General features: G+C 53.2%; 23 protein-coding genes. 14 read left to right on the forward strand and 9 right to left on the reverse strand.

Annotated elements, in window-relative coordinates:
- Positions 1 to 55: 55 nt before the first annotated feature.
- From VH86_RS09795 to VH86_RS09850, 12 genes are all read left to right on the forward strand, one after another.
- Complete coding sequence (locus tag VH86_RS09795) at positions 56 to 556, forward strand: OmpH family outer membrane protein (protein WP_034829472.1); 501 nt, start codon at positions 56 to 58, stop codon at positions 554 to 556.
- A gap of 3 nt (positions 557 to 559) precedes the next feature.
- Positions 560 to 1,585, forward strand: coding sequence for a UDP-3-O-(3-hydroxymyristoyl)glucosamine N-acyltransferase (gene lpxD / locus VH86_RS09800; RefSeq protein ID WP_045813806.1), 1,026 nt, complete (start codon positions 560 to 562; stop codon positions 1,583 to 1,585).
- 194 nt (positions 1,586 to 1,779) lie between these two features.
- Positions 1,780 to 2,235 carry a 3-hydroxyacyl-ACP dehydratase FabZ gene (gene fabZ, locus VH86_RS09805; protein ID WP_013507953.1) on the forward strand — a complete coding sequence of 152 codons (456 nt, stop codon included), beginning with the start codon at positions 1,780 to 1,782 and terminating at the stop codon, positions 2,233 to 2,235.
- A 3-nt stretch (positions 2,236 to 2,238) separates the two neighbouring features.
- Positions 2,239 to 3,027, forward strand: coding sequence for an acyl-ACP--UDP-N-acetylglucosamine O-acyltransferase (lpxA, locus tag VH86_RS09810; protein ID WP_045832791.1), 789 nt, complete (start codon positions 2,239 to 2,241; stop codon positions 3,025 to 3,027).
- Between the two features lie 3 nt (positions 3,028 to 3,030).
- Positions 3,031 to 4,179 (forward strand): lipid-A-disaccharide synthase, encoded by a 1,149-nt coding sequence (lpxB, locus tag VH86_RS09815; protein WP_045832792.1) that lies wholly within the window; start codon positions 3,031 to 3,033, stop codon positions 4,177 to 4,179.
- The gene (gene rnhB / locus VH86_RS09820; protein WP_045832793.1) at positions 4,172 to 4,798 is read left to right on the forward strand and encodes a ribonuclease HII; all 627 of its coding nucleotides are present in this window, start codon (positions 4,172 to 4,174) and stop codon (positions 4,796 to 4,798) included. The genes lpxB and rnhB overlap by 8 nt, the downstream gene beginning before the upstream one ends.
- A gap of 31 nt (positions 4,799 to 4,829) precedes the next feature.
- Positions 4,830 to 8,312 (forward strand): DNA polymerase III subunit alpha, encoded by a 3,483-nt coding sequence (dnaE, locus tag VH86_RS09825; protein ID WP_038648903.1) that lies wholly within the window; start codon positions 4,830 to 4,832, stop codon positions 8,310 to 8,312.
- Positions 8,313 to 8,324: 12 nt separating this feature from the next.
- Complete coding sequence (gene accA, locus VH86_RS09830) at positions 8,325 to 9,284, forward strand: acetyl-CoA carboxylase carboxyl transferase subunit alpha (RefSeq protein WP_034829454.1); 960 nt, start codon at positions 8,325 to 8,327, stop codon at positions 9,282 to 9,284.
- 571 nt (positions 9,285 to 9,855) lie between these two features.
- Entirely contained in the window at positions 9,856 to 12,006 is a 2,151-nt protein-coding gene (locus VH86_RS09835) for a lysine decarboxylase LdcC (protein ID WP_045832794.1), read from the forward strand.
- A 72-nt stretch (positions 12,007 to 12,078) separates the two neighbouring features.
- Entirely contained in the window at positions 12,079 to 12,468 is a 390-nt protein-coding gene (locus tag VH86_RS09840) for a VOC family protein (RefSeq protein WP_038648896.1), read from the forward strand.
- A gap of 53 nt (positions 12,469 to 12,521) precedes the next feature.
- Complete coding sequence (gene tilS, locus VH86_RS09845) at positions 12,522 to 13,823, forward strand: tRNA lysidine(34) synthetase TilS (RefSeq protein WP_045832795.1); 1,302 nt, start codon at positions 12,522 to 12,524, stop codon at positions 13,821 to 13,823.
- Between the two features lie 14 nt (positions 13,824 to 13,837).
- Positions 13,838 to 14,146, forward strand: coding sequence for a cytochrome c (locus VH86_RS09850; protein ID WP_034829444.1), 309 nt, complete (start codon positions 13,838 to 13,840; stop codon positions 14,144 to 14,146).
- Between the two features lie 40 nt (positions 14,147 to 14,186).
- Here VH86_RS09850 and rof read toward each other — a convergent pair whose 3' ends face one another.
- Both rof and VH86_RS09860 read right to left on the reverse strand, forming a co-directional pair.
- Entirely contained in the window at positions 14,187 to 14,450 is a 264-nt protein-coding gene (gene rof / locus VH86_RS09855) for a Rho-binding antiterminator (protein WP_038648888.1), read from the reverse strand.
- A complete protein-coding gene (locus VH86_RS09860) occupies positions 14,437 to 14,637 on the reverse strand; it encodes a YaeP family protein (protein WP_013507964.1) in 201 nt (66 codons plus the stop codon). Before VH86_RS09860 ends, rof begins: the two co-directional genes overlap by 14 nt.
- A gap of 216 nt (positions 14,638 to 14,853) precedes the next feature.
- On the opposite strand from VH86_RS09860, the gene arfB reads away from it, so the two are divergent.
- A complete protein-coding gene (gene arfB, locus VH86_RS09865) occupies positions 14,854 to 15,264 on the forward strand; it encodes an alternative ribosome rescue aminoacyl-tRNA hydrolase ArfB (protein ID WP_045832796.1) in 411 nt (136 codons plus the stop codon).
- Between the two features lie 30 nt (positions 15,265 to 15,294).
- Here arfB and proS read toward each other — a convergent pair whose 3' ends face one another.
- The 6 genes from proS to metN all read right to left on the reverse strand — a co-directional run bounded on the left by proS (position 15,295) and on the right by metN (position 20,852).
- Positions 15,295 to 17,013 (reverse strand): proline--tRNA ligase, encoded by a 1,719-nt coding sequence (gene proS / locus VH86_RS09870; protein ID WP_045813798.1) that lies wholly within the window; start codon positions 17,011 to 17,013, stop codon positions 15,295 to 15,297.
- A gap of 90 nt (positions 17,014 to 17,103) precedes the next feature.
- Positions 17,104 to 17,808, reverse strand: a complete 705-nt coding sequence (gene tsaA / locus VH86_RS09875) for a tRNA (N6-threonylcarbamoyladenosine(37)-N6)-methyltransferase TrmO (protein WP_038648880.1) — start codon at positions 17,806 to 17,808, stop codon at positions 17,104 to 17,106.
- Positions 17,805 to 18,206 (reverse strand): Rcs stress response system protein RcsF, encoded by a 402-nt coding sequence (gene rcsF, locus VH86_RS09880; protein WP_038648878.1) that lies wholly within the window; start codon positions 18,204 to 18,206, stop codon positions 17,805 to 17,807. Before rcsF ends, tsaA begins: the two co-directional genes overlap by 4 nt.
- 115 nt (positions 18,207 to 18,321) lie before the next feature.
- Positions 18,322 to 19,137 (reverse strand): MetQ/NlpA family lipoprotein, encoded by an 816-nt coding sequence (locus VH86_RS09885; RefSeq protein WP_034829430.1) that lies wholly within the window; start codon positions 19,135 to 19,137, stop codon positions 18,322 to 18,324.
- Positions 19,138 to 19,174: 37 nt separating this feature from the next.
- Complete coding sequence (locus VH86_RS09890) at positions 19,175 to 19,828, reverse strand: methionine ABC transporter permease MetI (RefSeq protein ID WP_034829428.1); 654 nt, start codon at positions 19,826 to 19,828, stop codon at positions 19,175 to 19,177.
- Positions 19,821 to 20,852, reverse strand: a complete 1,032-nt coding sequence (gene metN / locus VH86_RS09895) for a methionine ABC transporter ATP-binding protein MetN (RefSeq protein ID WP_045832797.1) — start codon at positions 20,850 to 20,852, stop codon at positions 19,821 to 19,823. The genes VH86_RS09890 and metN overlap by 8 nt, the downstream gene beginning before the upstream one ends.
- 188 nt (positions 20,853 to 21,040) lie before the next feature.
- Here metN and gmhB point away from each other — a divergent pair, with 188 nt between their 5' ends.
- Entirely contained in the window at positions 21,041 to 21,601 is a 561-nt protein-coding gene (gene gmhB, locus VH86_RS09900) for a D-glycero-beta-D-manno-heptose 1,7-bisphosphate 7-phosphatase (protein ID WP_045832798.1), read from the forward strand.
- Here gmhB and VH86_RS26120 read toward each other — a convergent pair.
- On the reverse strand, positions 21,569 to 21,785 hold a 217-nt coding region (locus tag VH86_RS26120; RefSeq protein ID WP_231647185.1), incomplete at its 5' end, for a hypothetical protein. The genes gmhB and VH86_RS26120 overlap by 33 nt on opposite strands.

Here is a 21,785-nt window from a genome sequence, read left to right on the forward strand (position 1 = left end):
GTCGCGCTCTGGCGTGACACGCTGCAAACACACACGTTGAGGTAAGGAGTTTATAGTGAAAAAGTTGTTCTGTGCTGCTGCTCTGGGTGTTGCATTAGCTGCTTCTGCGGGTGCCCAGGCGGCCGATAAAATCGCCGTCGTGAACCTGAGCCAGGTATTCCAGCAGTCTCCGCAGCGTGCCGCTGTTGCTAAACAGCTTGAGGGCGAGTTCTCAAGCCGTGCTTCTGACCTCCAGGCGCAGCAGCAGAAAATCCAGGGTGAAATCCAGGATCTGCAGCGCAATGCGTCAACCATGAAGGCCAGCGATCGCACCAAGAAAGAGAAGCAGATTGCTTCTGAGCGTGCTGCTTTTGAACAGAAAGCGCAGGCTTTCGACAAAGACAACCAGACTCGTCAGATGCAGGAGCGTAACAAGCTGCTGGCTAAAATCCAGACCGCTGTTCAGTCTGTAGCGAAAAGCGATGGTTACGATCTGGTGCTGGATTCTCAGGCCGTTCTGTACTCTTCTGCTGATGCTAAAGACATCACTGCTGACGTTGTAAAACAGGTTAAATAATCGATGTCATCAATTCGACTGGCTGATTTAGCCCAGCAGTTGGATGCAGAATTGCACGGAGATGGCGATATCGCCATCTCCGGCATTGCTTCTATGCAATCCGCCACCACTGGTCAAATCACTTTTCTTGCAAACAGCCGCTACCGCGAGCAGCTCGCTCATATCCAGGCTTCAGCCGTGGTGCTGACGGAAGCGGATCTGGAGTGGTGTAAAACCGCTGCCCTGGTGGTGAAAAATCCTTACCTAACGTACGCTCGCATGGCACAACTGCTGGACACAACGCCGCAGCCCGCGCAGAATATCGCGCCCAGTGCGGTGATCGATCCGACAGCGACGCTGGGTAAGAACGTTTCGGTGGGCGCGAATGCGGTGATCGAGTCTGGCGTTGAGCTGGGCGACGACGTTGTGATTGGCGCAGGATGTTTTGTGGGTAAGCAGACGCGTATCGGTCGCGGCTCACGTTTGTGGGCTAACGTTACGATTTACCATGAGATCGAGATTGGTCAGGATTGTCTGATTCAGTCGGGTACCGTGATCGGTGCCGATGGTTTCGGGTATGCTAACGACCGTGGCAATTGGGTGAAAATCCCTCAGCTGGGTACTGTCGTGATTGGGGATCGGGTAGAAATTGGTGCCTGTACCACTATCGATCGCGGTGCACTGGATAACACTCTGATCGGCAATGGTGTTATCATAGACAACCAGTGTCAGATTGCGCACAACGTTGTGATTGGAGATAACACGGCCGTTGCGGGTGGTGTGATCATGGCGGGTAGTCTGAAGATTGGACGTTATTGTATGATTGGCGGCGCCAGCGTCATTAACGGCCATATGGAAATCTGTGACAAAGTGACCGTAACGGGCATGGGCATGGTAATGCGCCCCATCACAGAGCCGGGGGTATACTCATCGGGTATCCCACTGCAACCCAACAAAACCTGGCGTAAAACGGCAGCGCTGGTGATGAATATCGATGAAATAAGCAAACGCTTAAAAGCCATCGAACGTAAGGTCGGCAAAGACGACTAAACGCATCGCTTGCTACCCGCTTTCATAATAAAGCAGCGTGCCTTTTCACAACTTCGGCTTAACCCGAAAGCGTAAGAAGGTCTCTCAGGAAAGCGTTACGCCACCGAACTGATTTGCGGCCTGCGGAGGATCATTTTGATCTGTGCAGGCCGTGTTATTATTGCCATCAGATTTTTTAGGACAGGAAGAGTATTTTGACAACTGAAACGCATACTCTGAAAATCGAAGAGATTTTAGAACTGCTGCCGCACCGCTATCCGTTCTTGCTGGTTGACCGCGTGCTGGAATTTGAAGAGCATAAATATCTGCGTGCGGTGAAGAACGTTTCTGTTAATGAACCGTTTTTCCAGGGACACTTCCCTGGTAAGCCGATTTTCCCAGGCGTTCTGATTCTGGAAGCAATGGCGCAGGCAACCGGTATTCTGGCGTTCAAAAGCGTTGGAAAACTGGAACCCGGCGAGCTGTATTACTTCGCCGGTATCGACGAAGCCCGCTTCAAACGTCCAGTGGTACCGGGCGATCAGATGATTATGGAAGTCACCTTCGAGAAAACTCGTCGTGGTCTGACGCGCTTCAAAGGCGTGGCAACGGTAGACGGCAAGATTGTCTGTGAAGCGACCATGATGTGTGCCCGTAGCCGGGAGGCATAATTAGTGATTGATTCAACCGCCAATATTCATCCCAGTTCCGTCATTGAAGAAGGTGCCGTCATCGGCGCCAATGTTCACATCGGCCCGTTCTGCTTTGTCGGCGCTAACGTGGAAATTGGTGAAGGTACGGTGCTCAAATCGCACGTGGTGGTGAATGGCCACACGCGTATCGGTAAAGATAATCAGATCTATCAGTTTGCTTCGATTGGTGAAGTGAACCAGGACCTGAAATATGCCGGTGAGCCGACCCGTGTTGAAATCGGCGATCGCAACCGCATCCGCGAGAGCGTCACCATTCACCGTGGCACTACGCAGGGTGGCAACCTCACCAAAATCGGCAGTGATAACCTGCTGATGGTTAATGCGCATATCGCGCATGACTGCGTGATCGGTAACCGTTGCATCTTTGCCAACAACGCCACGCTGGGCGGTCATGTCACCGTGGATGATTTCGCGATTATCGGCGGGATGACGGCAGTACACCAGTGGTGCACCATTGGTGCACACGTGATGGTTGGCGGTTGTTCAGGCGTAGCGCAGGATGTCCCACCTTACGTTATCGCGCAGGGCAACCACGCGACACCATTCGGTATCAACATCGAAGGCCTCAAACGCCGTGGCTTTAGCAAAGAAGCACTGCACGCGATTCGCAATGCGTACAAACTGCTGTATCGCAGTGGCAAAACGCTGGATGAAGTGAAACCAGAGATTGAAGAGCTGGCAAAACAACACAGCGAAGTGCAGCCTTTCTATGACTTCTTTGCCCGTTCGACGCGTGGATTGATTCGTTAATCCATGTCAGTGCGTCCCTTAACGATTGCCCTGGTCGCCGGAGAAACCTCCGGCGATATTCTTGGTGCTGGTCTTATCCGTGCGCTCAAAGCGCGTCATCCCGATGCCCGCTTTGTCGGTGTTGCCGGTCCGCTGATGCTGGCCGAAGGCTGTGAAGTCTGGTATGAGATGGAAGAGCTGGCGGTAATGGGCATTGTTGAAGTGCTCGGCCGCTTGCGCCGCTTGCTGAAAATTCGCAAGGATTTGACGCAGCGCTTCACCGAACTCAAGCCTGATGTCTTCGTCGGCATTGATGCGCCAGATTTCAATATCACATTGGAAGGCAGCCTGAAGCGCGCAGGCATTCGCACCATTCATTACGTCAGTCCTTCTGTATGGGCGTGGCGACAAAAACGCGTGTTCAAAATTGGCCGCAACACCAATCTGGTATTGGCGTTTCTGCCGTTTGAAAAAGCGTTTTACGATCGATTCAACGTACCTTGCCGCTTTATTGGCCACACCATGGCGGATGCCATGCCGCTGCAGCCAGATAAATCGGCAGCGCGACGTGAGTTAGGCATCGCGGAGGATGCGATCTGCCTGGGCTTGCTGCCGGGTAGCCGTGGTGCAGAAGTGGAAATGCTGAGCGCGGATTTCTTGCGTGCGGCGCAGTTGTTGCGTCAGCGTTATCCCGCGCTGGAAATTGTGGTGCCGCTGGTCAATGCCAAACGCCGCGAACAGTTTGAACAGATTAAAGCTGAAGTGGCACCCGAGCTGCCGATGCATTTGCTGGATGGCAAAGGCCGTCAGGCGATGATCGCCAGCGATGCGGCGATTCTCGCATCCGGCACTGCTGCGCTGGAGTGCATGCTGGCGAAATGTCCGATGGTGGTCGGTTACCGCATGAAACCCTTTACCTTCTGGCTGGCGAAGCGTTTGGTGAAAACACCGTACGTTTCATTGCCCAATCTGCTGGCGGGTCGGGAGTTGGTCAAAGAACTGTTGCAGGAAGAGTGCCAGCCAGAGGCACTGGCGGCTGCGCTGGAACCTCTGTTGCATGCCGGACCAGAGCGCGATGACCTGCTGAATACCTTCAACGAGTTGCATCAACAGATTCGCTGGAATGCTGATGAGCAAGCCGCGGACGCCGTACTGGAGATTGCCAATGGCTGATTTTATCTACCCAAACGCACAGCGCATTGCTGGCGTGGATGAAGTGGGGCGAGGTCCGCTGGTAGGTGCCGTTGTTACGGCAGCAGTCATCCTCGATCCCGCGAATCCGATTATAGGGCTGGCTGACTCAAAGAAGCTCTCAGAAAAGCGTCGGCTGGCGCTGTATGACGAGATCAAAGAGAAATCGCTGGCCTGGAGTCTGGGCCGTGCGGAGCCTGAAGAGATCGACCAGCTCAACATTCTGCACGCCACTATGCTGGCGATGCAGCGTGCGGTAGCGGGTCTGCCTGTTACGCCTGATTTTGTGTTGATCGATGGCAACCGTTGCCCTGCGTTAGCGATGCCATCGCAAGCGGTTGTGAAGGGCGATAGCCTGGTACAAGAGATCAGTGCAGCCTCGATCATTGCCAAAGTGACACGCGATCGTGAAATGGCCGAGCTGGATCTGTTGTTCCCGGAATATGGATTTGCCCAGCACAAAGGCTACCCAACTGCGTTGCATATGGAAAAATTGACCCAGTTTGGTGCCACGCCACATCATCGCCGCAGCTTTGCACCGGTGCGTAATGCCCTGATTGATGCTGATGTGCTGGCCGCGCGCCAGCCGACTACGCTTTAATAGCCTGACGCTGTTTTAATCGGAAACTGATATGGCTGAACCTCGTTTTATACATCTGCGCGTACACAGCGACTATTCGATGGTCGATGGCCTGGCGAAAACTAAGCCATTGGTCAAGAAAGCGGCTGCGCTTGGTATGCCGGCGATTGCGATTACCGATTACATCAATCTTTGCGGGTTGGTGCGTTTTTACGGCAGTGCGCACGATGCAGGCATCAAACCGATTATTGGTGCGGATTTCCACGTCGCCAGCGAATTGATGGGCGATGAGCTGACACAGCTCACGGTTCTTGCCGCCAACAACACTGGCTATCAGAACCTGACGTTGTTGATTTCGCGAGCGTATCAGCGTGGGTATGGTATTGCCGGGCCAATTATTGACCGTGACTGGCTGGTCGAACTGGGTGAAGGCATCATTCTGCTCTCCGGTGGACGCAAGGGCGATGTTGGCCGCAGTCTACTGCGCGGCAACAGTGCGCTGGTATCGCAGTGCCTCAGTTTCTATCAGGAACACTTCCCTAATCGTTATTACCTCGAACTGACGCGGACCGGACGCGCTGATGAAGAGGCTTATCTGCATGCCGCCGTTGAGTTAGCGATTGCCGAAGGTGTGCCGGTGGTGGCCACTAACGAAGTCTGTTTCCTCAACGAAGAAGATTTTGACGCCCATGAAATTCGCGTGGCGATTCATGATGGCTTCACGCTGGACGATCCAAAACGCCCACGTCATTACAGTCCTCAGCAATATATGCGCAGCGAAGAGGAGATGTGCGAGCTGTTCTCGGACATTCCGGAAGCGCTGGAAAACAGCGTAGAGATTGCTAAGCGTTGTAACGTCACGGTACGCCTGGGTGAGTACTTCCTGCCGCAGTTCCCCACCGGTGAAATGACGACCGAAGATTTCCTCGTTATGAAATCTCGTGAAGGGCTGGAAGAGCGTCTTGAATTCCTGTTCCCGGATGACAAGCTGCGTGCGGAAAAGCGGCCAGAATATGATGAACGTCTTGAGATTGAACTTAACGTTATCAACCAGATGGGCTTCCCCGGTTACTTCCTGATCGTGATGGAGTTTATCCAGTGGTCGAAGGATAACGGTATCCCGGTTGGACCCGGTCGTGGTTCAGGTGCGGGTTCATTAGTGGCGTATGCGCTGAAGATCACCGATCTCGATCCACTGGAATTTGACCTGCTGTTCGAACGCTTCCTTAACCCGGAACGTGTCTCAATGCCTGACTTCGACGTCGATTTCTGCATGGAGAAGCGCGATCAGGTGATCGATCATGTCGCCGAGATGTATGGGCGCGAAGCGGTCTCGCAGATCATCACCTTCGGTACCATGGCGGCGAAAGCGGTTATCCGCGACGTAGGGCGCGTGCTCGGTCATCCGTATGGCTTTGTGGATCGCATCTCCAAGTTGATCCCGCCAGATCCCGGGATGACGCTGGAAAAAGCCTTTGAAGCGGAACCGCAACTGCCCGAAATCTACGAGGCAGATGAAGAGGTCAAAGCGCTGATCGATATGGCGCGCAAGCTGGAAGGTGTCACGCGTAACGCCGGTAAACACGCCGGTGGGGTGGTTATCGCACCGACCAAAATCACTGATTTTGCGCCGCTTTACTGTGACGAAAATGGCCAATTCCCGGTAACCCAGTTTGATAAAAATGATGTGGAATATGCCGGTCTGGTGAAGTTTGACTTCCTCGGCTTGCGTACGCTGACCATCATCGACTGGGCGCTGAAGATGATTAACCCGCGCCGCGCCAAAGAAGGGTTGGAGCCGATTGATATCGCCGCCATCCCGCTGGATGACAAGAAAAGCTTCGATATGCTGCAACGCTCGGAAACCACCGCGGTTTTCCAGCTTGAATCACGCGGCATGAAAGATCTGATTAAGCGTCTGAAGCCGGACTGCTTTGAAGATATGATCGCACTGGTGGCACTGTTCCGTCCGGGACCGCTGCAATCGGGCATGGTTGATAACTTCATTGACCGTAAGCACGGCCGTGAAGAAATTTCGTACCCGGATATTCAGTGGCAGCACGAAACCCTGAAGCCGGTACTGGAACCGACCTACGGCATCATCCTGTATCAGGAACAGGTGATGCAGATCGCTCAGGTGCTGTCGGGTTATACCCTGGGTGGTGCGGATATGCTGCGCCGTGCAATGGGTAAAAAGAAACCCGAAGAGATGGCTAAGCAACGTTCGGTGTTCCAGGACGGTGCAGAAAGCATGGGCGTGGACGGTGAACTCTCGATGAAGATCTTCGATCTGGTAGAGAAGTTTGCCGGTTATGGATTTAACAAGTCGCACTCGGCAGCCTATGCTTTGGTTTCTTATCAGACGCTGTGGCTGAAAGCGCACTACCCAGCAGAATTTATGGCCGCGGTAATGACCGCCGATATGGACAACACCGAGAAGGTTGTTGGCCTGGTGGATGAGTGCTGGCGCATGGGCTTGAAAGTGCTGCCGCCCGATATCAACTCCGGTCTGTATCCGTTCCATGTGAATGATGAAGGCGAAATCGTCTACGGAATCGGCGCCATTAAAGGCGTGGGTGAAGGGCCGATTGAAGCGATCATCGAAGCGCGTAATGAAGGCGGCTACTTCAAAGAGCTGTTTGATCTCTGCGCTCGCACCGATACCAAAAAGATTAACCGCCGTGTGATGGAAAAGCTGATCATGTCGGGGGCTTTTGATCGCCTCGGTCCGCATCGCGCAGCCTTGATGAGCGCGCTCAGCGATGCTTTAAAAGCTGCGGATCAGCACGCAAAAGCAGAAGCCACCGGACAAGCCGACATGTTTGGCGTGCTGGCCGAAGAGCCTGAGCAGGTGGAGAAGTCATACACCAACATCACGCCATGGCCGGAACAGATTCAACTGGACGGTGAGCGTGAGACGCTGGGTTTGTATCTCACCGGCCACCCAATTAATCAGTATCTTAAAGAAATTGATCGCTACGTTGGCGGCATGCGCCTGAAGGACATGCATCCGACGGATCGTGGTAAAGTAACCATCGCGGCGGGGCTGGTGATTGCCGCCCGCGTGATGGTCACGAAACGCGGCAACCGAATTGGTATTTGTACTCTCGACGATCGCTCTGGTCGTCTGGAAGTGATGTTATTTACCGATGCGTTAGATAAATACCAGCAGTTGCTGGAGAAAGACCGTATCCTGATCGTCAGTGGACAGGTCAGCTTTGATGACTTTAGCGGTGGCCTTAAAATGACCGCTCGAGAAGTGATGGACATCGACGAAGCGCGGGAAAAATACGCGCGCGGACTTGCTATCTCGCTGACGGACAGGCAAATTGATGACCAGCTTTTAAACCGTCTCCGCCAGTCTCTGGAGCCTCATCGCTCCGGGACCATTCCGGTGCATCTCTATTATCAGAGAGCAGATGCGCGGGCGAAGCTGCGCTTTGGTGCAGCGTGGCGTATTTCGCCCAGCGATCGTTTACTCAACGATTTGCGGTCGTTAGTAGGATCGGAGCAGGTGGAACTGGAGTTTGACTAAAACAGGAACATTATGAGTCTTAATTACCTGGATTTTGAACAGCCAATCGCAGAACTGGAAGCGAAAATCGACTCGCTGAAGTCAATTGGCCGTTCGGATGAGAAACACGATATTAATCTGGATGAAGAAGTGCAGCGTTTGCGCGAAAAAAGCGTTGAGCTGACCCGTAAAATCTTCTCCGATTTAGGTGCATGGCAGGTTGCGCAGCTCGCGCGTCATCCGCTGCGCCCTTATACGCTGGACTATGTCCGCAACGCGTTTGATGATTTCGATGAGTTGGCTGGCGACCGCGCTTATGCCGATGACAAAGCGATTGTCGGCGGGATTGCCCGTCTTGATGGTCGTCCGGTGATGGTCATTGGCCATCAGAAAGGCCGTGAAACCAAAGAGAAAATCCGTCGTAACTTCGGTATGCCAGCACCAGAAGGCTACCGTAAAGCGCTGAGACTGATGGAAATGGCTGAACGCTTTAAAATGCCACTGATCACCTTCATCGACACCCCGGGTGCATACCCTGGTGTGGGCGCCGAAGAGCGTGGACAATCAGAAGCCATTGCACGCAACCTGCGTGAGATGTCAGGTCTGAAAATTCCGGTCATCTGTACCGTGATTGGCGAAGGCGGTTCCGGTGGTGCGCTGGCGATTGGCGTGGGTGACAAAGTGAACATGCTGCAGTACAGCACCTACTCGGTGATTTCACCGGAAGGCTGTGCTTCTATTCTGTGGAAAAGCGCCGATAAAGCGCCTTTGGCTGCTGAAGCGATGGGCATCACCGCCGATCGTCTGAAAGAGCTGAAGCTGATCGACTCGATCATCCCTGAACCTCTGGGTGGCGCGCATCGTCAACCAGTGGATATGGCGGCAAGCTTGAAAAAGCAACTGCTGGCGGATCTGGCGGATCTCGACGTGCTGAGCACGGAAGAGCTGCTTAACCGTCGTTATCAGCGCCTGATGAGCTACGGCTACGCGTAAGCCTGCTTGCTCATAAAGAAAAGCGGACTCCGGTCCGCTTTTTTTATGTCCATTGATTACTGAGCGCGATCGTACGGACCGCTATGAGTCGGGCAGCAATGACAATCTAACCGGACAGAGAAGGCCAGCCCGAATAGCAAAGCGTCTGTTTATTGCTCAGTACTGGGTAGAATTAGACAGACGACGGTGAATTGGGCAGCGATGACAATCTTACCGGACAGAGAAGGCCAGGCCGAATAGCAAAGCGTCCGTTTATTGCTCAGTACTGGGTAGAATTAGACAGACGACAGTGAATTGGGCAGCGATGACAATCTTACCGGACAGAGAAGGCCAGGCCGAAGAGCAAAGCGTCCGGGCCATGGACGGCCCGGCCGATCTGCATGGATGCGTTGTTCCTTTGCGATCGGGCTGGCCTTTTCTGGCCTTAGCACCCAACTCTCAGCACCCCCCTAAACAACGGTCTCTCGCATCCCAGCCTTACATCTACTATCAACAACACCTCATTCCAGAACATTCACCTCTCACTTTTCGCTATCCTTATTCAGTGCCATAACACCACAGGAGGTGAGCATTGAATATTATCGCGATCATGGGACCGCACGGCGCGTTCTACAAAGATGAACCGATTCGTGAACTGGACGCAGCCCTCAAGCTGCAAGGGTTCCAGACCGTCTATCCCAACAATGCCAGTGACCTGCTGAAACTGATAGAACACAACCCGCGTATCTGCGGCGTGGTTTTTGACTGGGACGATTACAGTCTGGCGCTGTGCAGTGACATCAATCAACTCAACGAATATCTGCCGCTGTATGCCTTTATCAACACCCATTCGCAGATGGATGTCAGCATTAACGAAATGCGCATGGCGCTGCAATTCTTTGAGTACGCGCTCAATGCCGCTGACGACATCGCCTTGCACATCCGCCAGTACACCGACGAATACATCGATAAAATCATGCCGCCGCTGACTAAAGCGCTGTTCACCTATGTGAAAGAGGGCAAATACACCTTCTGTACGCCGGGCCACATGGGCGGCACCGCCTTCCAGAAAAGCCCGGTGGGCAGCCTGTTCTATGACTTCTACGGTGCAAACACGCTCAAGGCGGATGTCTCCATCTCCGTCACCGAACTGGGGTCTCTGCTCGATCACACTGGCCCGCACCTCGAAGCAGAAGAGTATGTAGCGCGTACTTTTGGTGCTGAACAAAGCTATATGGTGACCAATGGCACCTCAACCTCGAACAAAATTGTTGGGATGTACGCTGCACCCGCAGGCAGTACGGTGCTGATTGACCGTAACTGCCACAAATCACTCACCCATCTGTTGATGATGAGCGACATCATCCCGATCTGGCTCAAGCCGACACGCAACGCACTTGGTATTTTGGGCGGTATCCCGCAGCGGGAGTTCACGCGTGATAGCATTCAGCAGAAAGTTAATCAGACACCACGCGCCAGTTGGCCGGTGCATGCCGTCATCACCAACTCCACTTACGATGGCCTATTATATAACACCCAGTACATCAAAGAGACGCTGGATGTGCCGTCGATTCATTTCGATTCAGCTTGGGTGCCGTACACTAACTTCCACCCGATCTACAGCGGCAAAAGCGGTATGAGCGGGGAGCGTATTCCCGGCAAAGTGATTTATGAAACGCAGTCGACGCACAAACTGCTGGCGGCGTTTTCGCAGGCCTCGCTGATTCACATCAAAGGTGATTACGACCACGACACCTTCAATGAAGCCTACATGATGCACACCACCACATCGCCGAGTTACGCGATTGTCTCATCGATTGAAACGGCGGCGGCGATGCTGCGCGGTAATCCGGGCAAGCGATTGATCAATCGCTCAGTTGAGCGCGCTCTGCATTTCCGTCGTGAGATTCAGCGGCTGCGTGAAGAGTGCGATGGCTGGTTCTTCGACATCTGGCAGCCTGAACAGATCGATGAAGCTGAGTGCTGGCCGATCCAGCCAGGCGAAGAGGACTGGCATGGATTCACCCATGCCGATCGTGATCACATGTACCTCGATCCGATCAAAGTCACCATCCTGACGCCCGGAATGAGTGAATTGGGGAAAATGGCGGATGAAGGCATTCCTGCGGCGCTGGTGGCGAAGTTCCTCGATCAGCGCGGCGTGGTGGTAGAGAAGACCGGGCCGTACAATTTGCTGTTCCTGTTCAGCATCGGTATCGATAAAACCAAAGCCATGAGCGTGCTGCGTGGTCTGACTGAATTCAAACGCGCCTACGATCTTAATCTGCGGGTGAAAAACATGCTGCCGGATCTTTATGCCGAAGATCCCGATTTCTATCGCAATATGCGCATTCAGACGTTGGCGCAGGGCATTCATAATCTGATCCGACAACACGATCTGCCACGCCTGATGCTGAAGGCTTTCGACGTATTACCTGAATCAAAAATGACGCCGCATCAGGCCTTCCAGCGCCAGGTGCAGGGGCAAGTCGAAACCGTCGATATCCGTGAGTTAGTGGGCCGGGTCTCTGCCAACATGATTTTGCCTTATCCGCCGGGCGTGCCGTTGGTGATGCCAGGCGAGATGATCACGGAGGAGAGCCGTGCAGTGCTCGATTTTCTGCTGATGCTCTGCACTATTGGACGGCACTATCCTGGATTTGAAACCGATATCCATGGTGCAACGCTCACCGACGATGGGCGCTATCTGGTGCGCGTGCTACGTGAGGAAAACACCCATTAACTTCGGACAATTGCCTCTTTTCAGCGCGCTACCGAGCACGTAGGCTTAGCGGCTGATTCTTTAGGAGCCGCTATGCTGCAGATAAAACAGATCCACCACATTGCCATTATTGCCACCGATTATCAGCGCAGTAAGGCGTTTTACTGTGACGTGTTAGGTTTTGATTTGCTGGGTGAGTATTACCGCGCCGAGCGTGATTCGTGGAAGGGGGATCTGGGACTAAACGGGGTTTATACCATCGAACTGTTCTCGTTCCCCTCGCCGCCGCCACGCGTCAGTGGGCCGGAAGCCTGCGGTCTGCGTCATCTGGCGTTTTGTGTTGATGATGTTGAACAGTCGATTGTGGCGTTGGCTGCTAAAGGCGTGGTGTGCGAACCCATCCGCATTGATGCCCTGACCGGCAAAGCGTGCACTTTCTTTCCGGATCCAGACGGTTTGCCGCTGGAGCTGTATCAAGCGTAAACTAGCCACCGCTGCGGGCCGCAATCAGGCGGTTCGCGTTGACGGATTACGCTATGTCCTTTTCCCATCTTGCTTCGTTACTGACACCCGACGCCCGCTGTGTGCTGGCGTTCAGTGGCGGGTTGGATTCCACCGTATTGCTGCATCAGCTGGTGAGCTGGCAACGCCAGGTGCCCGAGTTGCAGGTGCGCGCGTTGCACGTCCATCATGGATTAAGCCCAAATGCGGAGCGCTGGGCGTCACATTGCCTGCATATCTGCCAGCAGTGGCTGATTCCCTGCGAAGTATTGCGTGTTCAGGTGGATGGTCGTGTAAAAGGCATTGAGGCGGCGGCCCGGGAAGCACGCTACCAGGCGTTATTTCATCAGCTGCAACCCGGTGAGCACTTACTTACGGCTCAGCACCTTGACGATCAGTGTGAAACGCTGTTGTTGGCGTTAAAACGGGGCAGTGGTCCAGCAGGATTGGCGGGGATGCCCATCCAGCGTCAGGTGGGGAAACATTCGCACCTGCGCCCGTTGCTGGATATCAGTCGTCAGCAACTCGAAGCCTATGCGACGGAACACGGCTTAGGCTGGATTGACGATGAGAGTAACGCCGACAGCCGCTATGACCGTAATTTTCTCCGTCAGGACATTCTGCCGTTGCTGCAGACGCGCTGGCCACATTTTAGCGCCGCCAGCGCCCGCAGTGCCGCGCTATGTGGTGAGCAGGAGCAATTGCTGGATGAACTACTGGCAGAACAGTTGGCCCAGCTCACTGATGAACAGGGCGCACTGCATTTTCCGCCATTGCTGGCGATGAGCGAAGCGCGACGGCATGCACTTTTGCGTCGCTGGATTGCACAGCAGGGCGGCGCGATGCCTTCACGTGATGCCTTAAAACGTATCACCGATGAAGTGATGTGTAGCCGTGAAGATGCCAATCCCAGCCTGAGTTTTACTGCCTTCACACTCCGCCGTTATCGCCAGCGGCTGTATTGGCTTAACGCGCATGCATCGCTGAGTCAGCACTCGCTAACCTGGCATGATCGTGAACAAGCGCTGCGGCTGCCCGAGAATTTAGGCGTATTACAGGCAAACCCGGCGATCGCCACCTTGCGTCAGCCCACCGAGGACGAATCGATCAACGTTCGTTTTCAGGCCAGCGGCTATTATCATCTGCTGGGCCGCGCCGGAGGGCGGGAGATAAAAAAACTGTGGCAGGAGTTAGGTGTTCCACCCTGGCAGCGTGAACGTATTCCTTTGATTTACTACAACCAGACGCTGATCTGCGCACCGGGACTATTTGTTACCCGAGAGGGTGCGGCCAGTGATGAGCAAGGCTGGCAAGCGATCTGGTTACAACAACAATAAGATGGAGAGCAATGATGAAACACTGGATGGCGGCAGCATTGCTGGCCGCTGCGTTGCCGGCTTTTGCCGACGGCGATGTGAATGCAGGCGCGCAAAAAGCAGCAACCTGCCTGGCGTGTCATGGCGCGGAAGGAAAAAGTGCTGTGCCGCTTTATCCCAATCTTGCCGGGCAACATGCGCCTTACCTGCTGCACTCCTTGCAGGCATATAAAAAAGGGGAGCGCAGCGGTGGTCAGGCCGAAGTGATGAAAGCGTTTGTGGCAGGATTGAGCGATCAGGATATGGAAGATTTATCGGCGTATTACAGTTCGCTGAAGCCGTAAGCGAGGAGGGCGGGATAGCATTCCCGCCCGGATGTGGTAGTTATTCGTCTTCGCTAACGATGACGGTGCCCAACTCGGGATGACTGAAGCTGGCGATATGGTCAAGACGCAGTTCGCGGGTTTCACCGGAGAGATCGACAGTCAGGTACTCCACGTTTTTACGTGAGACCATGTCAACGGCTTTCGCCTTAAGCTGATCGCCGTTTTTTAACTCCAAAGACAGCGTCCAGTGTTTGGTGCAGGCGAGCTCGAGGCTATCGTAGTCATCGCAGTTGATGGGTTTGTAGGCTTCATTCGTCAACATAGTCGCTCACCAATAAGTTAGCAGCAGCATAAGCTGCTTGTTCCCTGACAGAAGAGTTTAGCGCAGAATTAGCGGCAATATCGTTGAGTGCGTTTAGCGCGCAACCTATCGCGTCTGGCACATACCCCAGGTCGCCACTGCCGATTTCGGCATACTTCTGGCGAACTAACTCACAATACTTTTGCACATACACCCCCTCAGCAGAGCTTAAATACTCTGGTTGATAAGCGACTATATCACAGGATTTTCATGGAAATCAGCCAGGGGAAGCCGCGATCTGTGCAAAGAAAAGTGTAAAAGTGACACACAGCGCTGGCCTTAAGCAGGAAGGCGGCGCACAAAAGGTTAAGTTGATGAACAGGTTATTCCGCGACACAACATCGTTCTTAAAGGCAGGTGACAGATGATCGTGCTGTCGCGTTCAGTCTCACTTGCAGACAACGAGGTCGAGCTCAGTGCCATTCGTGCACAAGGTGCCGGCGGGCAGCATGTGAATAAAACGTCCACCGCTATCCATCTGCGTTTTGATATCCATGCCTCTTCGCTGCCACCGTTCTACAAGGAACGTCTATTGGCTGCGAGCCACCATTTGATCACGGCAGAAGGCGTGGTGATCATCAAATCTCAGGAGTATCGCAGCCAGGAAATGAATCGCGAGGCGGCCCTGCAGCGGCTGATCAATCTGATTCGTGAGTTAACCACGGTAGAAAAAGCTCGGCGGGCGACACGACCAACGCGTGCCTCTAAAGAGCGGAGGCTGGAGGGGAAATTACGGCGCAGTAATGTGAAAGCGATGCGGGGAAAAGTGCAATGAAAAACGCCTCCAGCTGGAGGCGTTTCAGTATTACTTGTTCAGCGCTTTTGCCAGGAACTCGACAATATCATGCTGTTTGATCATCTGCTTCTCGCTGGATGAACGTGCCTTGTACTCGATCTCTTCGTTATCGAGGTTACGGTCACCGATGACGATGGTGTGTGGCACGCCAATCAGTTCCATATCAGCAAACATCACGCCTGGACGCTCTTTGCGGTCATCCAGAATCACATCAATGCCTTTGGCACGGAGTTGGCTGTACAGCTCTTCTGCCAGCTCCTTCACGCGGAACGATTTCTGCATGTTCATTGGCAAAATCGCCACTTCGAACGGTGCCAGCGCAGCCGGCCAGATGATGCCGCGTTCGTCATGGTTCTGCTCAATGGCCGCGGCGACAACACGGGTGATACCAATGCCGTAGCAACCCATGGTCATAATCTGGTTACGACCCTCTTCACCCTGAACGGCAGCTTTCATTGCGTCAGAGTACTTGGTACCCAACTGGAAGATGTGGCCCACTTCGATACCACGTTTGATCTGCAGTGTGCCTTTACCATCCGGGCTTGGATCGCCTTCGACGACGTTACGGATATCTTCCACACGGGCTTCTGGCAAATCGCGCACCCAGTTGATACCGGCGAAGTGCTGACCATCAATGTTCGCGCCTGCGGAGAAATCGCTCATCTTCGCCACGGTGCGGTCGGCAATCACTGGCATGTTCAAACCCACCGGGCCGATTGAACCAAAGCCTGCGCCAACGGCGGCACGAATCGCTTCTTCACTGCCCATCTCCAGTGGAGAGGCAACGATATCCAGATGCTCGGCTTTAATTTCGTTCAGTTCGTGATCGCCGCGAACCAGCAAGGCAACCAGTGCATGGCCGCTCTCTTCAGTACCTTTCACAATCAGCGTCTTCACGGTTTTCTCAACCGGGATCTGATGTTGCTCGACCAGCTCAGCAATGGTTTTGGCGTTTGGCGTAGCAAACTGCGTCATCGCCTGAGTTGCCGCTGGACGTTCACCCGCTGGCGCCACGGCTTCCGCTTTTTCGATGTTGGCGGCGTAATCGGATTCGCTGGAGAAGATCACATCATCTTCACCGCTCTGCGCCAGCACCTGGAATTCGTGAGAGCCGCTGCCGCCAATCGAACCGGTATCCGCTTGCACCGCACGGAAATCCAGCCCCATACGGCTGAAGCTCTGGCTGTAAGCGCGATACATCGCATCATAGGTTTCCTGCAAGGATTCCTGTGAGATGTGGAAGGAGTAGGCATCTTTCATGATGAACTCACGTGAGCGCATCACACCAAAACGAGGGCGCACTTCGTCACGGAATTTGGTCTGGATTTGATACAGATTCAGCGGCAGCTGTTTGTACGAGCTCAGCTCGTTGCGGATCAAATCGGTGACCACTTCTTCGTGAGTTGGCCCCAACACGAACGGACGCTCGTGGCGATCTTTAATGCGCAGCAGTTCTGGGCCGTACTGCTCCCAACGGCCGCTCTCTTCCCATAAATCGGCAGGCTGAACCACCGGCATGGAGATCTCAATCGCACCCGCGTTGTTCATCTCTTCGCGTACGATGTTTTCAACTTTTCGCAGCACGCGAACACCGGTCGGCAGCCAGGTATAAAGACCAGAAGCCAGTTTACGGATCATACCGGCGCGCAGCATCAGCTGGTGGCTGATCACTTCCGCATCGGATGGCGTCTCTTTCAGAGTAGAGAGCAGATATTGAGTAGTACGCATTGATTACGATTCCAGTTGTACGGAAGGACACGGACAAAAATTTTTCTGGCGGCTAGTGTACCAGCGAGATCATTCACTCAAAAGCTTGTTTTAGCGTGGATCGAGAGCGATCACTTCTGTGCCGATATCATCGATACGCCAGCGCACGTTAAAGTCGAGTAGCCAGGCAGCATACTCACGATCTCCCGCTTCACCTTTACGGTAAGCTGGGCGGGGATCCTGCGCTAAAACGTCAGCGATAAAACGTGCCAGATGGGGATAGTTTTTCTGCTGCTGGATTTGGTGCTGCGCCAGAGCAGAGAAACGCACGGGCATGGTGGCATCGGGGGCGCTCTGCGCAAAGCCGGCACGGGCATCGGGCAGGGCTTCAGCAAACGGCAGATACGGTTTGATATCGACTACCGGTGTGCCATCGACTAAATCCAGACTGCCGAGTTGCAAAATCACCTGCTGCTTATCACATCGAATGCCTTTCAACTCGACCAGCGACATGCCAATGGGGTTAGGGCGAAAGGTGGATCGGGTGGCGAAAACCCCCATGCGCGCGTTGCCGCCTAAGCGAGGAGGGCGCACGGTTGGGCGCCAACCGCCTTCCATGGTCTGATGGAAAACAAACAGCACCCAAAGATGGCTGAAGGCTTCAAGCCCTCGCACCGCTTCTGGCTGATTATAAGGCGGCAAGAGATGCAACTCGCCTCCGCCATCCTGAACTAAGCCTGGCTGGCGCGGTACGGCAAATTTTTCTTTCCACGGCGAACGAATAACGCCGATTTGCGCAAAGGCAAAATCACTCATTGATTGGAAACTTTCAGTGCTGAGCCCTGGCAAATGGCCTGGCGATAGCAGCCTGGCGTGCTGGAGACGATTTCGCATTTATGCAGCAATATCGCGTTTGCTTTCATCCCGGCAGCTTTAATCTGCAGACGCTTACGTGCGGTATTGATATTCGGTGGCGAATCCTGGCTGCTGCTTTGGCAATCATCGGCAGAGACTTCGCCCAGATCGCGGAACGGATTACTGACCAGATCGGTGGCATCGGTATAAATTTTTACCGGTGCAGGACGTGGAGCTGGCTTACGTTCTGGTTGGCTGGATGATTGTTGCGGGCGGGCAGGAGCACTGCTTATTGGGTGATATTCACGGACACACCCGGTTAGCATCAATGCTAACAAGCAGAGCGGTAAAAAACGCATGGCAACATCCTCAGTAGTAAAAAGTGGCGTTATTGAAACAAGGACGGGATTAAATAACAAGTCAGCAAAAAGAAAGGGCGGCCGAAGCCGCCCTGGATGGCATCAAAGGCGAAAATTACCAGCCTTTTACTGCACCACCGTTGAAGATTTTGTTCGCGGCTTCAGAAACTTCATCAGACTGATATGCCTGAACAAATTTCTTCACGTTTTCCGCATCTTTATTATCTTCACGGCTGACGATCAGGTTTACGTAAGGAGAATCTTTATCTTCAACAAAGATGCCATCTTTTGCTGGCGTCAGACCAATCTGGCTGGCGTAAGTGGTGTTGATCACCGCCAGCGCAATCTGCTGATCGTCCAGTGAACGTGGAAGCTGTGGTGCTTCCAGCTCAACAATCTTCAGGTTTTTAGGGTTCTCAACGATATCCAGAGAGGTTGGCAGCAGGCCCACGCCATCTTTCAGTTTGATCAGGCCAACTTTCTGCAGCAGCAGCAGTGAACGACCGAGGTTGGTTGGATCGTTAGGAATCGCAACCTGTGCACCGTTTTGCAGTTCATCCAGTGATTTGATTTTCTTTGAATAGCCGGCAATCGGATAAACGAAGGTGTTACCCACTGGTACAAGCTTGTAGCCACGGTCTTTGATCTGCTGATCCAGATAAGGCTTATGCTGGAAGGCGTTAACATCGATATCGCCTTTGCTTAATGCTTCGTTCGGCAGCACGTAATCGTTAAAGGTCACCAGCTCAACGTCCAGACCGTATTTCTCTTTAGCGACCTTCACTGCGGTTTCAGCAACCTGCTGCTCAGCACCGACAATCACACCCACTTTAATGTGGTTTGGATCTTTAGCTTTCTGATCGCATCCTGCCAGCGCAATTGCGCCAATCAGAGCACCCACAGCGGCAATCTTTTTAAATGTGAAAGACATATCCCTTCCTTAATAGAGGACTATTGATGTTGTTTACTTATTTATGTGACACAGCACGGACAATGCGGTCGCCACAGAATTGAATGAGATACACCAGAACAACCAGCAAAATCAGCACGGTATTCATCACAGTGGCGTTATAGCCAATGTACCCATACTGATAGCCAATCTGACCCAAGCCACCTGCGCCGACCGCGCCGCCCATCGCGGAGTAGCCGACCAGCGTAATCAGAGTAATTGTAGCGGCATTCACCAGACCCGGCAGGGCTTCAGGTAGCAGCACTTTACGTACGATCTGCAGGGGAGTAGCGCCCATCGCGCGTGAGGCTTCAATCAAACCGGTTGGCAGCTCTAACAGCGCATTCTCAACCATACGCGCAATAAAGGGAGCGGCACCCACTGTCAATGGCACGATAGCGGCCTGCAAACCAATGGAGGTGCCGACAATCATGCGCGTGAAAGGAATCATCCACACCAGCAATATAATGAAGGGGATTGAACGGAAGATATTCACCACCGCTGAGAGCACGCGATAGAGTGTGCCATTGGCCAGAATTTGCCCTGGGCGAGTGACATACAGCAGCACGCCGACGGGCAGGCCGAGTACAAAACCAAAGAAACCAGAGACGAAGGTCATCATCAGCGTTTCCCAGACGCCACGCGTCAGTAACCACAGCATCGCTTCAGACATAACCCAGTACCTCTACTTTCACATGATTTTCTTTCAGCCAGGCAATCGCTGCCTGTGTATCTGTTTCACTGCCATCCATCTCGGCCAGCATAATGCCGAACTTAACACCGCCGGCATAATCCATCTGGGCACTGATGATGTTGTTATTCACATTGAAGCGACGAGCAGCTTCTGAAAGCAGCGGTGCATCTACCGATTTGCCGGTGAACTCCAGACGCAACAGCGGGACGCTTTCAGCTGTGGCTTGCGGTGTCATACGTTGCTGGTAATCGTCTGGGATATCCAGATGCAGCGTCGATTGAATGAATTGCTGGGCCAGTGGCGTTTTAGGATGTGAGAACACTTCACTGACGCTGTCTTTTTCAATCAGTTCGCCATTACTGATTACAGCAACCTGGTCGCAGATGCGTTTCACCACATCCATCTCATGAGTGATCAGCAGAATAGTGATCTCCAGACGGCGGTTGATGTCTTTTAATAATTCTAAGATGGAACGTGTGGTTGCTGGGTCGAGGGCGCTGGTGGCTTCATCACACAGCAAAACCTTTGGATTAGTGGCCAGCGCACGGGCAATTGCCACACGCTGTTTTTGTCCACCGGAAAGATTCGCGGGCCAGCTGTCGTGCTTGTCTGCCAGTCCAACTAATTCCAGCAGTTCAGTCACGCGGTTTTTGATCTGCTCGCGTGACAGGTTGCCCAATTCGAGCGGCAGCGCAACGTTACCGGCGACGGTCCGTGAGTTCATCAAATTGAAGTGCTGGAAGATCATGCCAATCTGACGGCGTGCCAGCGTCAGTTTTGAAGAGGAGAGGGCAGTCAAATCCTGCCCATCAACCATAACGCGCCCCGATGTTGGACGCTCAAGCAAATTGACGCAGCGGATCAGCGTACTTTTACCGGCACCGGAAGAACCGATGACGCCATAAATTTGTCCGGCAGGCACGTGCAGGCTGACGTTGGAAAGCGCCTGAATGGTGCGTGAACCTTGCTGGAACACTTTGGTAATGTTTTCGAGTTTAATCATTAGTTTAATAGTTATCGTGTTGCGTTGTCCGTGGTGTATCGGGTTTCACGCGATCGCGCTGCGTGAAATTTGGATGGATGTTAAGGCATCCAGACGGCTAAATCAATCGAAGTCATTCAATCTGCCATTCTCTCTATATATGCAATCATGCGATACTGTGCGGCATTATTTGCAGCAGGAGTTTCTACGTGTCGAACAAAGTCCCCGCTATTTTTCTAGATCGTGATGGCACCCTGAATGTCGATCATGGTTATGTTCACGAAATCGATAATTTTGAATTCATCGATGGCACCATTGAAGCGTTGCAGGCGCTAAAGAAGATGGGCTTCGCGCTGGTCCTGGTGACCAACCAGTCCGGTATTGCGCGTGGCATGTTTACCGAAGACCAGTTTATGCAGCTCACCGAATGGATGGATTGGTCTCTGGCGGATCGTGATGTCGATCTTGATGGCATCTATTTTTGTCCTCATCTGCCAGATGCAACAGTAGAAGAGTATCGCCAGGTATGTGATTGCCGTAAGCCGCAGCCGGGTATGCTGCTCTCTGCGCAGAAGCATCTGAATATCGATATGGCTGCTTCTTATATGGTCGGTGACAAAATAGAAGATATGCAGGCAGCCGCAGCAGCAGGTGTGGGCACGAAAGTGCTGGTGCGTACGGGTAAGCCAGTTTCCGCTGAAGGGGAAAATGCAGCAGATTGGGTGCTTAATAGCCTGTCAGAGCTGCCTGGACGCATTAAAAAGGGCTGATTTAGGCGGTTTTGTGCAATTTTCAAGCGAACGAATAAAAACTTGAAAATTGCCCTTGCGCTTCCTCAGAACCTGCCTATAATGCGCCACCACTGAGACGGCAAAGCGGTAACGCAGACGGCTCAGCAGGGAGTGAAGTGATTCACCCCGCCAGAGAAAAAAACGCTGAAAAAAGTGTTTGACT

The sequence above is a fragment of the Pantoea sp. BL1 genome, assembly GCF_000963985.1.
Classification (GTDB): Bacteria; Pseudomonadota; Gammaproteobacteria; order Enterobacterales; family Enterobacteriaceae; genus Pantoea; species Pantoea rwandensis_B.

What these genes read in the sequence shown, in the direction of transcription:
- lpxB (WP_045832792.1), top strand. Translation starts at nt 3,031, where the DNA reads ATGTCAGTGCGTCCCTTAACGATTGCCCTGGTCGCCGGAGAAACCTCC.
- tilS (WP_045832795.1), top strand. Translation starts at nt 12,522, where the DNA reads ATGTCCTTTTCCCATCTTGCTTCGTTACTGACACCCGACGCCCGCTGT.
- VH86_RS09890 (WP_034829428.1), bottom strand. Translation starts at nt 19,828, where the DNA reads ATGTCTGAAGCGATGCTGTGGTTACTGACGCGTGGCGTCTGGGAAACG.
- dnaE (WP_038648903.1), top strand. Translation starts at nt 4,830, where the DNA reads ATGGCTGAACCTCGTTTTATACATCTGCGCGTACACAGCGACTATTCG.
- rcsF (WP_038648878.1), bottom strand. Translation starts at nt 18,206, where the DNA reads ATGCGTTTTTTACCGCTCTGCTTGTTAGCATTGATGCTAACCGGGTGT.
- VH86_RS09885 (WP_034829430.1), bottom strand. Translation starts at nt 19,137, where the DNA reads ATGTCTTTCACATTTAAAAAGATTGCCGCTGTGGGTGCTCTGATTGGC.
- VH86_RS09840 (WP_038648896.1), top strand. Translation starts at nt 12,079, where the DNA reads ATGCTGCAGATAAAACAGATCCACCACATTGCCATTATTGCCACCGAT.
- lpxD (WP_045813806.1), top strand. Translation starts at nt 560, where the DNA reads ATGTCATCAATTCGACTGGCTGATTTAGCCCAGCAGTTGGATGCAGAA.
- rof (WP_038648888.1), bottom strand. Translation starts at nt 14,450, where the DNA reads ATGTTGACGAATGAAGCCTACAAACCCATCAACTGCGATGACTACGAT.
- accA (WP_034829454.1), top strand. Translation starts at nt 8,325, where the DNA reads ATGAGTCTTAATTACCTGGATTTTGAACAGCCAATCGCAGAACTGGAA.
- arfB (WP_045832796.1), top strand. Translation starts at nt 14,854, where the DNA reads ATGATCGTGCTGTCGCGTTCAGTCTCACTTGCAGACAACGAGGTCGAG.
- tsaA (WP_038648880.1), bottom strand. Translation starts at nt 17,808, where the DNA reads ATGAGTGATTTTGCCTTTGCGCAAATCGGCGTTATTCGTTCGCCGTGG.
- metN (WP_045832797.1), bottom strand. Translation starts at nt 20,852, where the DNA reads ATGATTAAACTCGAAAACATTACCAAAGTGTTCCAGCAAGGTTCACGC.
- VH86_RS09850 (WP_034829444.1), top strand. Translation starts at nt 13,838, where the DNA reads ATGAAACACTGGATGGCGGCAGCATTGCTGGCCGCTGCGTTGCCGGCT.
- rnhB (WP_045832793.1), top strand. Translation starts at nt 4,172, where the DNA reads ATGGCTGATTTTATCTACCCAAACGCACAGCGCATTGCTGGCGTGGAT.
- proS (WP_045813798.1), bottom strand. Translation starts at nt 17,013, where the DNA reads ATGCGTACTACTCAATATCTGCTCTCTACTCTGAAAGAGACGCCATCC.